9 protein-coding genes are annotated in these 13,107 nt (G+C 35.2%); 3 read left to right on the top strand and 6 right to left on the bottom strand.

Annotation, left to right across the window (positions count from 1 at the left end; all coding sequences use genetic code 11):
* Window positions 1–742 precede the first annotated feature (742 nt).
* Window positions 743–925 carry a hypothetical protein gene (locus EZY12_09665; protein QSX70871.1) on the bottom strand — a complete coding sequence of 61 codons (183 nt, stop codon included), beginning with the start codon at window positions 923–925 and terminating at the stop codon, window positions 743–745.
* Between the two features lie 352 nt (window positions 926–1,277).
* A complete protein-coding gene (locus EZY12_09660; protein QSX69816.1) occupies window positions 1,278–2,960 on the bottom strand; it encodes a serine/threonine protein kinase in 1,683 nt (560 codons plus the stop codon).
* A 193-nt stretch (window positions 2,961–3,153) separates the two neighbouring features.
* Here EZY12_09660 and EZY12_09655 point away from each other — a divergent pair, with 193 nt between their 5' ends.
* Together EZY12_09655 and EZY12_09650 are read left to right on the top strand one after the other, a co-directional pair.
* Window positions 3,154–6,345, top strand: a complete 3,192-nt coding sequence (locus tag EZY12_09655; protein QSX69815.1) for a DEAD/DEAH box helicase — start codon at window positions 3,154–3,156, stop codon at window positions 6,343–6,345.
* Window positions 6,346–7,151: 806 nt separating this feature from the next.
* Window positions 7,152–8,030 (top strand): 2OG-Fe(II) oxygenase, encoded by an 879-nt coding sequence (locus tag EZY12_09650; protein QSX69814.1) that lies wholly within the window; start codon window positions 7,152–7,154, stop codon window positions 8,028–8,030.
* A gap of 11 nt (window positions 8,031–8,041) precedes the next feature.
* Here EZY12_09650 and EZY12_09645 read toward each other — a convergent pair whose 3' ends face one another.
* Window positions 8,042–8,641 carry a triacylglycerol lipase gene (locus tag EZY12_09645; GenBank protein ID QSX69813.1) on the bottom strand — a complete coding sequence of 200 codons (600 nt, stop codon included), beginning with the start codon at window positions 8,639–8,641 and terminating at the stop codon, window positions 8,042–8,044.
* Between the two features lie 325 nt (window positions 8,642–8,966).
* Here EZY12_09645 and EZY12_09640 point away from each other — a divergent pair, with 325 nt between their 5' ends.
* A complete protein-coding gene (locus EZY12_09640; GenBank protein QSX69812.1) occupies window positions 8,967–9,302 on the top strand; it encodes a hypothetical protein in 336 nt (111 codons plus the stop codon).
* A 645-nt stretch (window positions 9,303–9,947) separates the two neighbouring features.
* Here EZY12_09640 and EZY12_09635 read toward each other — a convergent pair.
* The 3 genes from EZY12_09635 to hpsC form a co-directional block, all read right to left on the bottom strand.
* The gene (locus EZY12_09635; protein ID QSX69811.1) at window positions 9,948–11,036 is read right to left on the bottom strand and encodes a tetratricopeptide repeat protein; all 1,089 of its coding nucleotides are present in this window, start codon (window positions 11,034–11,036) and stop codon (window positions 9,948–9,950) included.
* Window positions 11,037–11,327: 291 nt separating this feature from the next.
* On the bottom strand, window positions 11,328–11,855 hold the full coding sequence (locus EZY12_09630; GenBank protein ID QSX69810.1) for a type II secretion system protein: 528 nt from the start codon (window positions 11,853–11,855) through the stop codon (window positions 11,328–11,330).
* Between the two features lie 103 nt (window positions 11,856–11,958).
* Window positions 11,959–12,915, bottom strand: coding sequence for a hormogonium polysaccharide secretion pseudopilin HpsC (gene hpsC / locus EZY12_09625; protein QSX70605.1), 957 nt, complete (start codon window positions 12,913–12,915; stop codon window positions 11,959–11,961).
* Window positions 12,916–13,107: the final 192 nt, after the last annotated feature.

Below are 13,107 nucleotides of genomic sequence, written 5' to 3'. Positions count from 1 at the left end.
ATCAGGATGTCCAAGATTTAAGGATTTACAGGATTTTTGTTTGAATTTGGATTTTCGGAATTGAAGATTTCAATAATTGTGTGTTTCTCAAAAATAGTTAATCCAAAAAATAATTGAATACTATACATTCTGATATGAATATGCCACGCTATCAGGCTTCGTTATCATCATTGACAAAATTGGTATAACAACATAATTTGGTGATTATTAAAAATATTTAATCTCTTCATCCTGTAAATCCTTAAATCGGTGGATATCCTGATTCAGACAATGAATATTTAATCTCTTCATCCTGTAAATCCTTAAATCGGTGGATATCCTGATTCAGACAATGAATATTTAATCTCTTCATCCTGTAAATCCTTAAATCGGTGGATATCCTGATTCAGACAATGAATATTTAGTCCCTTCATCCTGTAAATCCTTAAATCGGTGGATATCCTGATTCTGACAATGAATATTTAGTCCCTTCATCCTGTAAATCCTTAAATCGGTGGATATCCTGATTCTGACAGGATTTTTGTTTGGATTTGGATTTATATGGACAGATTTGCAGAGTATGGAATTGCTGAATAAAATATTTGATAGTGAAAGTAATATAATTCTATTCATGCTGATTCAGATATTTTTATCATCATTCACAGAATTTTCATATTCACAGAATTTGGTGATAATTAAAAATATTTAATCTCTTCATCCTCTAAATCCTTAAATCCTGGATATCCTGATTCAGACATTTTCATCATTCGTTCATTAAAGAAATCTTCGGCTTTTTTTCCTGTGCTGCGGGAATTTGCAAAGTTGCTTTTTCAAAAAACTCATCAGTTAATGGCGGAATATCAGAATAGTCAATGTCCTCATCTGACATTGAACTTAATGCTTGCCAATTAGTCCGTGAGATATTGTTAAAATTTTTTTCGTTCATAACTTCAGCTACAGAAGGCTTATTTATTGGCTGACCTAATCCGCCCAGAAATGAATTATGCCTTACGCCACGCTTCGCTATCAGGGCTAATAACCAAAGTAAACTAAAGTTTACTAAAAAATTTTCGGATTATTTCAGTCATCTTTAGATGACTTTTGCTGTGAGACTGGGAATTCATTCGCAGGCGGGTTAAAGGTTTTACGTTAAGTTGATACCAATAATATCTATCCTATTCAGAAAAAATCATTCATCCTGTAAATCCTTAAATCCTGGATATCCTGATTCTGATATTTTCATTATATCTTTTGTTGGGTTGGGCTGTCGCTTAACCCAACCTACATGACTGACAATTTCACGGCTTAATTAAAGATTCCTCTGATTGACGATATTTAGCAATTAATTTACGTCTTTTTAGGGGTGGATAAAGCAGCATGAAAAGTGCCGGTAAACCTGTTCCATTTAGTGCTAATAAAATAAATGTGTTAAAGCCTATTATTATTCCCGTTCCTACACTAATTCCCAATCCTAATATGAGTAGTATTAGTATACTAGTAAACAAGTTTTTAGCCTCTTTAGCCATGTCCTCAGCCCGACCCACAGCCATATATACAGCCCAACCCACAGCCATAGCCACAACAGCCACATCCCCACCCACAGCCACACCCACAGCCACACCCACAGCCACACCCACAGCCCGACCCAAAGCCGCAGCCATAGCCTCATTTCGACAGTAAATAAACGTTATACAGCCACACACCACGCCGAATAGATAATGAGATATTGTCACATAAGGTATACTCCAAGTTATGGACATGGCTACCACCACAACCAGTAAAAACATCACAATTAAAAATTCCCAATTAAATTCTCTCTTCTCAATTGGTAAACCCGCAGTCAGCACCTTCACCATCAAAATATGACTCGTTGGATAAGCATTACTATGGAAAATAAGTTGACGTTTATACTGCTTATCTGCCATCAATTTACTTGTATCCACCTCAACCTGACAACGAATATTATTCCTGCTAAACTGAGCAGGTATAACCGAAATCCAAGCATGATTATCTGGAGTATGGGGAGGATCTTGAGGATGCGTTGCAACTTCCCATCTACCTTCTAATAAAGTATCTGGTATGGGGTTTTCAATAGTAATACTTTGCGTTAGTTTTTCCCCCAACCACTTCGCTTTAAACTCCAAAACAGTTTCACTAAAATCAACTCCCGCTACACGAATAACATCAAGTGTTTTGAGTGATTCTAAAGCTAATTCTGCATTAGTAAAGCGTTCTTTTTGTTTCGGTTGTACCATTTTTTCCAACCAACCGATAAACCGCAAACTTAACTGGGATAAAAGATGACGAAATTTAATCAAATAAGGATCATTTTCATCTTGTAATTGATCTATTTTTGTTGATTTAATTCCTGTTAATAAACATATCAAAGTTGCACCCAAAGCATACAAATCTGTAGCATTTGTGGGTTTAAACATTTGCTCTGGGGGAATAAAACCAGGAGTACCTTTAAAAACACTACTAGCAGCAACTTCTTGACTACCAATACGAGCAAAACCAAAGTCAATTAAATAGACATTGATTTGTTCATCTACTAAAATGTTTTCGGGTTTGATATCTCGATGAATTACCGACGGAATTCGATTTTGTAAATATACAAGAATTTCTAAAACCTTAACAGCAATTTGTTTAATTTCTTCTGGTGAAAAACTGCGAGGCTCTGCTAAAGTGGAAGCATGAATATACTCTTGAACTAAACAAAAACCATCAGAGGTTTCAAAGGAATGCAAGTAACTGGGAATACCAGGATGATCTAATCCTTTGAGTACCTGTATTTCTCGTTCGTGGGCTTCTGAACCAGACCAACTTGAACCCGCTTGAGCAAAACAAAACTGTTTGATTACCTCCGGTTGCCCTGTGTTAATATTTGTTGCTAACCAAGTAATTCTACCACCTTCCCGGTTGCGGCCTAATTCTCTAGTAACCTGATAGCCTTGTTCTTGGAAATCCGGGTAGCTGCTCATATTTTTAAGAGGGAATAAGTATAACAGTATATTTTGATTTTACTATAAGTAGGGATTGTTGAAAATCAGACCGTAAAAGTTTTGTTTCAGTCCAACGTTTGTTATTATTGAAGTTGGAGGAACAGATTCAGTATCTTCCGCTCTAGCTAAAGATGCGACAGAACAATTAAAAAAATAATTAGTCTATTTAAACATGGCAATTTTACACGGAACTTGGATAATAAATAATCAAAGTAGTTATTTCTTTATTTGGGGGGAAACTTGGCGTTCTTCGCAGGTACATACTGAGGTATCTGCGGAAATTCCTTTACATCCATTGGCTATGACATCAGTGGAATTAAATGAATGGTTAGAAGCATCTAATTTATCAATTGCTAATGTAATTCAGCCATCTCCTACTACTAAACAAAAACTTAAAAGTAAACCACCAACAGAAATAAAATTACCTCTTCATTCTCAAATTGTTTCTTTACCAACTTATTTTTTAGAAAATAAGAAATCAGGGTTAACCACAATTTCTCCAGTTCATTCTGTCAGCGTAGATATAGATTCTCCATCTTCGCAATATTTACATCCTTGGCAAATTGATGGTTTTTGTCTCACTCCGGCATTAGCAATTCAATTTCTCACATCTTTACCTTTGAGTGCAAATGATAGTAAAGCAGCTTTATTAGGTGCAGATATTCATTTTTGGGTACATATTTATAGATGGCATTTAGACTTAATTTCTCGTTGTAAATTTTTACCAACTGTAGAGAAACAAGATAGTAATTTAATTGCCAAATGGCAGGTACTTTTAGATAGTGCTGTAGATGTCACTAGGTTAGAAAAATTCGCCTCACAAATGCCCTTAGCTTGTCGAACATATCAACAAACTACCGAAAATATAGCAATTGATTTACCATTATTACCTCAAGAAATTATATTATCATTTCTCAATAATATTACAGATAATCAATTGCGGTTAATGGTTGGTTCTCAATCTCCTCTTGAACCTAGAATCATGATGTCTTTACCTGCGGCATTACAGCAATGGTTACAAGGATTAATTAATGAAAATAATATAATTGATGCAGCAGGAGGAGAACGTTTAGAAACTATATTAAAAGCTTGGACTTTACCTTTACAATATCAACTTACAGGTAAAGCTTTATTTAGAACTTGTTTTCAATTGCTGCCTCCAGAAAATGAAGAACCAAATTGGACTTTAAAATATTTTCTCCAAGCAGCAGATAACCCAGAATTGTTAATAGACGCAGCGACAATTTGGCATCAATCTGTAGAAAAATTAGTTTATCAAAATCGGATAATTGAACAACCTCAAGAAACATTTTTGCGAGGATTGGGTTTAGCTTCTCGATTGTATCCGATAATTACCCCCAGTTTAGAAACCGCATCTCCCGAATTTTGTCACCTCACCCCCATGCAAGCTTATGAATTTATCAAAGCTGTAACTTGGAAATTTGAAGATAGTGGTTTAGGAGTAATTTTACCTCCTAGTTTAGCTAATCGGGAAGGTTGGGCAAATCGTTTAGGGTTGAAAATTAGTGCCGAAACTCCTCAACAAAAATCGGGACGCTTGGGTTTACAAAGTTTATTAAATTTCCAATGGCATTTAGCAATTGGTGGACAAACAATCTCTAAAGCTGCGTTTGATAAACTGGTAAAATTAAATAGTCCGTTGGTAGAAATTAATGGTGAATGGGTGGAATTACGTCCCCAAGATATTAAAACTGCTCAAACCTTTTTTGCTTCCCGGAAAGAGCAAATGTCTCTTTCTTTAGAGGATGCTTTACGCATTAGTAAAGGAGATACCCAAGTAATTGAGAAATTACCTGTTGTCAGTTTTGAAGCTTCTGGTGCATTGGAAGAATTAATTGGGACATTAACTAATAATCAAGAAATTCAAACTTTACCAACTCCTGGCAATTTTACCGGACAATTAAGACCTTATCAAGAACGTGGTGTAGCTTGGTTAGCGTTTTTAGAAAGATGGGGTTTAGGTGCTTGTCTTGCAGACGATATGGGATTAGGTAAAACCATCCAATTCATCGCTTTTCTACTCCACCTCAAAGAAGAAAATGTCCTAGAAAAACCAACTTTATTAGTTTGTCCAACTTCGGTTATGGGTAATTGGCAAAAAGAAGTAAATAAATTTGCCCCCACAATCAAAGTTTTAGAATATCACGGTGATAAACGCCCTAAAGGTAAAGCATTTACAGAAGCAGTTAATAAACACGATATAGTAATTACTAGCTATGCACTGATTCACCGCGATATTAAGTTATTAAAAGCAGTTGAATGGCAGATAATTGTTTTAGACGAAGCCCAAAATGTTAAAAATTCAGAATCGAAACAATCACAAGCAGTCCGACAATTAGAAACCACTTTTCGGATTGCTTTAACTGGTACACCTGTAGAAAATAGATTACAGGAATTATGGTCTATTTTAGATTTTCTCAATCCGGGTTATTTAGGGAGTAAACAATTTTTTCAAAGACGGTTTGCTATGCCGATTGAAAAATATGGTGATAGTGCTTCTTTAAATCAATTACGTTCTTTAGTTCAACCTTTTATTTTGCGACGCTTGAAAAGTGATAAAGACATTATTCAAGACTTGCCAGAAAAGCAAGAAATGACAGTATTTTGTGGATTAACTGCCGAACAAGCGACAATGTATCAACAATTAGTAGATGAATCTTTAGTAGCAATTGAATCTGCGGAAGGTTTGCAACGTCGGGGCATGATTTTAGGATTATTAGTTAAGTTAAAACAAATCTGTAATCATCCTTCTCAATATTTGAAATTAGCAACTTTAGAAAAACATCATTCAGCTAAATTACAACGATTAGAAGAAATGTTAGATGAGGTAATTGCAGAAGGAGACCGGGCTTTAATTTTCACACAATTTGCCGAATGGGGTAAGTTACTCAAGCCTCATTTAGAAAAACAACTAGGACGGGAAATATTCTTTTTATATGGTAGTACCAGTAAAAAACAAAGAGAGGAAATGATTGATAGATTCCAACATGACCCTCAAGGACCACCAATTATGATTTTATCATTAAAAGCTGGTGGTGTAGGTTTGAATTTAACCAGGGCAAATCATGTTTTTCACTTTGATAGATGGTGGAATCCCGCAGTCGAAAACCAAGCCACAGACCGAGTATTTAGAATTGGTCAAACTCGCAATGTCCAAGTCCATAAATTCGTGTGTACTGGAACTTTAGAAGAAAAAATTAATGATATGATTGAAAGTAAAAAACAACTAGCTGAACAAGTTGTAGGTGCAGGAGAAGATTGGTTAACGGAAATGGATACAGACCAACTTCGCAATTTATTAATATTAGATAGAAATGCAGTTATTGAAGAAGATGAAGTTTAAAAAATAATACAGCGGTTTTCGCTCTTATGAGGTACATCTTAGCCCCCTCCCCGCTCTTTGAGAGGGGGCTTATAATATATCTCATTCCAGTACATACTGCTATAAGATTTAAAAGAAAACAATCCAAATAATCCAACTTATTTAATTCCTATCTATCAAACCAGTTATAAATTGTCTTGGAACTTAGAGGATGTTTTAAAAGTTTTCAAGGTATAAATTAACCCCTCTTGTAAACCTCTCCCCGAAGCGGGGTGAGGCTTTGAAACCCCCCTTCCCAGCCTTCGGCACGCTGCGCTAACGTAGGGAAGGGGGGTAGGGGGGTTAGGTTTTTGGAGATTATTGGTTTTATTTAATACTTTTCAAACACCCTCTTATACCATTTCTGGATGAAGATGTGCTTTATTTTTATTTGTAGAGACATACAAGAACCGCTGTAATGTCGGCTTTAGTGATAAATTCGCTCTAGTAATTTAGCTGAAAGAGAATTTATTTCTCGAATAAATATTATTGTGATTTGTATTAAAGTACAACCATTATATTCTAACATTTTATATTATTTATTTTTGTAATTAATTCTGTCTAATTACTTACCAATATTGTGAGTTAGATATTCTTACTCACTTTTTTTATGTAAATTATTAGCCATTAAAGTACATTTTTTTATAACAAGTATCATTAGAATGATGTTTGTGATCATTAAAATAGATACCTTAATCTCAATTCCATTGATAAGCATTCATGATTCTCAAATTAATATAAATCTATGGAATGCAAACTAATTTCCAATAACACAAGGACAAAAATTTATGGATAAAATTTTGCTAAAAATTCGCCAAAAAATATTAAGAAAAATTGATCAACACCCATTAACAAAATATCAATCTGACTGCTTTTATCAAAAAGCCATAGAAAAAAATCTTCAAAATCTACCTCCTCTTTCACCAGAAGATATAGATTTAGTTAATCTTGTCAAAAAAGAAGGAGTTGTCATTACTACCTTAGACAAATTGGGAATTACATCTACTCCTGATTTGGTGCAATCTGCACAAATTATCATGCCAAAAATATCACAAAATATATTGTCTCACTCAAATGAAATTACTATTTATGCTAGTCCTCAACAAATAATGGAGTATCCAAAAATATTTTTGTGGGGACTTGAACAACGGTTACTGAATATCGTTGAAAATTTTCTTGGCTTACCAGTCGCTTATCAAGGTGTATATCTTCGTCGAGATATTGCCAATCAATTGGAAGCAGGTTCAAGATTATGGCATATAGATAAAGAAGACAGAAAAATTTTAAAAGTCATCATTTACTTAAATGATGTTAGCGAAGATGACGGTCCTTTTGAATATATTTCCAAATCTTTAACCTCAAAAATAGCTCAATCTTTAAAATACACATCTGGCTATATCCCAGATAAAATTATGCAAAAGTTTGTATCTTCAGAATTTTATAAATCATGTACAGGAATTAGCAGCACAGTCATTATTGCTGATACTGCTAGTATTTTTCATCGAGGTAAGCCACCTATAACCTCAAATAGATTTACCATATTTTTTGATTACACAACTAGACGATATAAACAAGTATTGTATGGTACATCTACGCTATCAAAAAAAGATTTACTTGTATTGAGCCAACATCTTTCAGAAACACAAAAGAAGTGTATTTTTTGGTGATTGAAAATTTATCAATTAACTGATCTTATCAAAGTTTCTGCTACTATTTCTAAAGTTCTAATATCTGTTACCATTAAAGGATGTAATAACACTGGTAAAGTTATTTCTTTTCCTATCCCTAGTTGTGAACTTGCTGCGGGAACAATCATTAAATCATAAGGTGTCCAAATAGATGTAAAATCTAGTTGTTTTAACATCTGCACATCAGAATTTAAATCTTCCAAAAAAGAACTATTAGGACGCATTTGTACACATCCAGGCTGCCACGAACCATAAGCAATTACAGTTCCTTTATGGGGAGAAGAAATAGTAATGAATCGCTGTACTCTCTCTATTCCCCCCAAACGCTGAAGATAATAACGACTGACAATTCCCCCCATACTAAAACCAACTAAATCCAATGGTTGTTCTGGTTCAAAGGTAGCACTTGCATAATTAGCTACCTGCTGGGCTAATTTATCTAGAACCTCAGTACCATTATTAGGGAGTAAATCTACTGTATGCACGGACAAACCTTTTTGTCTGAGATAAAGAGCCATTGTATTGAAAACCGCCCCAGTATCGTTAATACCATGCACTAATAAAACGGGATTTTGCTGTTTTGTTGCCATGATCTTAATTTTTTATTCTTGTTAAGAATTTAACTCAGTATTACAATAAAACAGATAGGGGCGTGAACATAAATTATTAAGATTTATTAAATAAGTTCTCATAATCTTATAGTTATAATAAAATTTAATAATTTGCCTTATTTACCGAATACTGTTGTAGAGCAAAAAGACTTAAAAATACTTACCAGAAGTAATCATAGGCTTTTAATCAGCAAAAAGTAAGTCTAATAATTGACAGTAAGTAGCGCAATCAAATGTAATATTACACCGTAATTTTTAACAATTTCGGTCACGTTTCCAACTATTCAAACCAGGAGCATTTTTTATGGGATTTATCAAAAATATCATTGCGGGCATTGTGGGTTTTATTACTGGATTGTTTAGTAAAAAAGGCAATAGCTACTATTTAGAATTAAAGGAAGAAGCTAATGTTACTCCAGTACCAGCAACAGTAGCACCAAAAGCTGAACCAAAAGCTGAACCAAAAGCTGCACCAGTAGCGGCAAAAGTTACTAAGACTGAACCCGTTAAAATAGCAGTTCCAACTGAAACCAATTTTGCTACTAAATATCTCATTCCTACTAATAATCCTCGTCGTCGTCCTGGGGTAAATATGAGTACCTTTTTAGATATGGCACGTCAAGTCAAAACTCCTGGATAAGTATTGTAGAGACGTTCCCTGGAACGTCTCTATATTATTATTTATGATCTTTTTCAATGGAACGTATTTACATTATAGCGGTATGCACTTGAATGAGATACATCCTCAGAGGTTGTTTTAAAAGTATTATTCTGTAATTTTTATCACAGTTATACCCCACCCTAATCCTCCCCGATGTGTTGGGGCTACGGTGTATACACAAGTCTTCTAGAGTTGCCCCACAACATTTAGATCCCCCCAACCCCCCTTAAAAAGGGGGGCTAAATTCTTCAAAGTCCCCCTTTTTAAGGGGGATTTAGGGGGATCGGATCACGTTTAGCATCCTGTCTAGAGATGTGTGTACACCGTAGGATGTGTTGGGGAGGGGACTAGATTTTCTTATTTCCCCCCTTGTGAAGGCTACGGTGTACACACAAGTCTTCTAGAGTTGCCCCACAACGTTTAGATCCCCCCACCCCCCCTTAAAAAGGGGGGCTAAATTCTTCAAAGTCCCCCTTTTTAAGGGGGATTTAGGGGGATCGGATCACGTTTAGCATCCTGTCTAGAGATGTGTGTACACCGTAGCTCGAAGAGCGGGGAGGGGGTTGGGGGTGGGGTTCTTGTATCTCACTCAACAAAAGAACCGTTATATTATTTATAATATATTTATTTATGATCTTTTTGAGCTATTTGCACAGCAGTATTTTTAGTAAAGATAATCCCACTATATAAATGAAAAGCTGCATCCCAATAACTGTTTTCTTTACGAAATAAATTAATATGAGATGGAATTTGATTGAGGGTTTCTGTTTGGTCTATAACTGTTTGTGCAAAGAGGTTAAAATCTGACCATACCTTAATTTGAGGCAACTGTTGATCAATCCAATTTATTAAATTATTCCAGTTAATCCTAATTGTAGTTTGTTTAGTTTCTATACCTTGCTGAAATTCATAGCCTTGATCATAAATTCGCAAAATACTCCGTCTTTTTGGTAAATGTAAATCACAAAATTGAGCATAATCTTGAGTTTGAGTTTTCCACTCTAGTTTACCTCTATTGTTAACATCTACAACTTGTTCAAAAATTGGTAAAGCTCCCACAACTCTATCGGTAATTTCTGATTTATCGAATCTCATAGAACCAGTTTGATTTGCTTCGTTTTGACAAACTGCTTTGATTTGAGAATTATCTATTGATAAATGTTTAACTTGAAATACTTTAATTTGTTGAATTTGGGGAATTTTGACCCAGAAACAGGGAATACCAGCCTGTTGTAATTGTGTTCCATAAAATGCTAATTCTCCCACTTTCCCCATGCGGTAAACTCGCCAATTCTGACTCGGTATTGTGATTCTGGCTGTATAAGCATCTACCTGCATGATTTGGGCAAAATTGCTAACTGCGCTGGTTTTAAGTTCGTTACTAATGGGTTCTAACACTAATATGCCCAGTTCGTTGCTATCAGGTGCGACTGTGGCTTTAGCTATAGCTCTTTGTTTTTCTTCTTGCTTAAATTCCTCTAATCGCTGTAAACCTTGACGGGCTTGGGATATTATCTTGCTATGACTCGTCCTGCGGAGTAATTGCCGATATACTTTTTCAGCGTCTTGGAGTTGATTGGAAACTTCCTGCAACCGACCAAAATACAGTTGAACCCAAGGATTTTCCGGTGATTCTACCAACAGTTGTTGGAGTAATTTGGCTGCTGTTTGATAATCTTTATGTTCAAAAGCCGTAATAACTTGATCAAGCATATAAGAGTTTATAATTAATTAAGTAAAATACAATCAAAAAATTTATTCTAATTTTATGTGATTATGACCAGAGTAGGTGTAGTCCAATTAAATGCTCCAAATGCAGCCTACAAAACAAAAAACAAATCTTAAAACCAAAGAACCGTGGGACGCACGGTGTAGGGGCGTATTGCAATACGCCCCAAGTCAGTTAATGTCCGGATTAGGGGTCACGCTCGTTGCCCACACTCACCTGAAAGGGAGTGTGTGGAGTACGTCACCTATCAACTCAGAACTTTAGTTCCAGACGATTCAATCGCAATATTTACCATTATTAGGCGTAGGGTTTTCCTTAGCGGTTCTCATCGCGCCCAATATAGTGGAAACAATGATACAACGCTTTGTGTTCCCGCCAAATTTACTAGATAAGGTGATTCGTCCTAGTGGGACTTTCACACTACCTATGTAATCAAATGGGACTCGTCTTACACCATTAGACAATTCTAATGTAGTTTCTGCATCTAACTGCACACTGCCATCTAAGTCATTCCATTTAGCATTAGAGGCATCAATTGTAGACGGATGAATTGCCCATTGCACAATATTATTTTGTTCCCGGAAACTAGCATGATAAGTCAACTTTTCTTTTTTGGCTTGGCTTTGGGCTTCACGCATGGCTCGATAAACTTGATCTTGAGAAATATTTAAATGGCGATTTTTGATAAAAGCTAACCAGCTTGGTGCAACTATTGCTGATAATATCCCAATTATTAACACCACTGCAATCATTTCTATCAAAGTAAAACCGCTACTAGAGCGATTATTCAGTAAGTAATTCATTATTTATAAACCAAATATATGTATATATATATATTACTATGGACAGCACCTTGAAATATACCGTTTTTTACGAGTATTTTATTTTTTATGGATACTGATGAAATTATTTAGACAAGAAGCCCCGTCCTTGGACTCTCACACTGGTTGTAGGAAAAAAAGTTTTTTTACTAGCTGTATATTTGATTGCATTTGCATTATCATCAATCCGAGCTAGGGCATTACCCCGAATAAATACCTGTGCTGTTGTATTAGCTCTATCTACACAGACATAAAAACCCGTCATACTCGGTGGTTTAATTACTGACCAAATAATTCCATCTGTTGTAGTTGTAGCTGCGATGTCAGCAGAACAAGTGGCTGCTGGTGGCGAATCTGTGGTTTGATCTACATAATCAATCAGCACTATAGCATCAGCAGTATAAATTCCAGATTTCCGCCATTTTTTCATCCCAATATCTAAACTATCAGAGTCTTCAAAATAATTATTAAATGGAGCAAAACCTGGACTAGGACAATTATTAATATTTACATACTTTTTAGTTCCTCCACAAGTTACACCACTGCTAAATTCTACACCATCTTTAATTTGCCATCTAGCAATACGAGCAGCTTTTGACCAAGTTGTATCACTATCTTTGATTAAATAGTAGACAACTAAGGAATAGACAAAAGTATCATCATTTCCTGATGCTGTGGGAACTATAGCACTAACTAATTCTCGTTTCCACAAAACTAGTAAAGGAATTTTAGTATTATCACTTTGGTAAGCTAGTTGAGGTTTTATAGTATTAATGCCAGTCGCATCATAGATATATACAGCTTGTTGTAAATCACGGGAAATATAATTAAGCGCAAGTTGAATTTCTGCTTCAGAATTTGCTTTAGCTTGTTCATCTCTATCTGTAGTCATTACACTAATCATCAAGCTGAATAGTGGTGTGATAATTAAAAATGAAATCACTAAAGCTACCAGCAATTCAATAAGAGTAAAACCGTCACATTCATGAATAACTTTAGAGAGTTTGATTTGACTTTTGAGGATAAATTCAAGTATCTTCATCATCAGATAATTTGCTTTTTAATTTTACAAATTTTAGTCTAATTTATAACTCACCTGGCGACTAGAAGTCGCGGCTACACAGACAAAACCCACCTTCGTGGGTTAAAAAACCTTAATTTTTCTTAGTCGCAGCTACACAGACAAAACCCACCTATTTTTTCGGTCCCGTAAGGGATACGTGGGTTAAAAAAC

Origin of the sequence: Dolichospermum sp. DET69, assembly GCA_017355425.1 — a bacterium.
Taxonomy (GTDB): domain Bacteria; phylum Cyanobacteriota; class Cyanobacteriia; order Cyanobacteriales; family Nostocaceae; genus Dolichospermum.
This window is presented reverse-complemented; position numbering and strand designations above follow the sequence as displayed.

Coding starts and splice junctions, on each gene's coding strand:
- EZY12_09665 (QSX70871.1), bottom strand. CDS start 925: ATGAACGAAAAAAATTTTAACAATATCTCACGGACTAATTGGCAAGCA.
- EZY12_09660 (QSX69816.1), bottom strand. CDS start 2,960: ATGAGCAGCTACCCGGATTTCCAAGAACAAGGCTATCAGGTTACTAGA.
- EZY12_09655 (QSX69815.1), top strand. CDS start 3,154: ATGGCAATTTTACACGGAACTTGGATAATAAATAATCAAAGTAGTTAT.
- EZY12_09650 (QSX69814.1), top strand. CDS start 7,152: ATGGATAAAATTTTGCTAAAAATTCGCCAAAAAATATTAAGAAAAATT.
- EZY12_09645 (QSX69813.1), bottom strand. CDS start 8,641: ATGGCAACAAAACAGCAAAATCCCGTTTTATTAGTGCATGGTATTAAC.
- EZY12_09640 (QSX69812.1), top strand. CDS start 8,967: ATGGGATTTATCAAAAATATCATTGCGGGCATTGTGGGTTTTATTACT.
- EZY12_09635 (QSX69811.1), bottom strand. CDS start 11,036: ATGCTTGATCAAGTTATTACGGCTTTTGAACATAAAGATTATCAAACA.
- EZY12_09630 (QSX69810.1), bottom strand. CDS start 11,855: ATGAATTACTTACTGAATAATCGCTCTAGTAGCGGTTTTACTTTGATA.
- hpsC (QSX70605.1), bottom strand. CDS start 12,915: ATGAAGATACTTGAATTTATCCTCAAAAGTCAAATCAAACTCTCTAAA.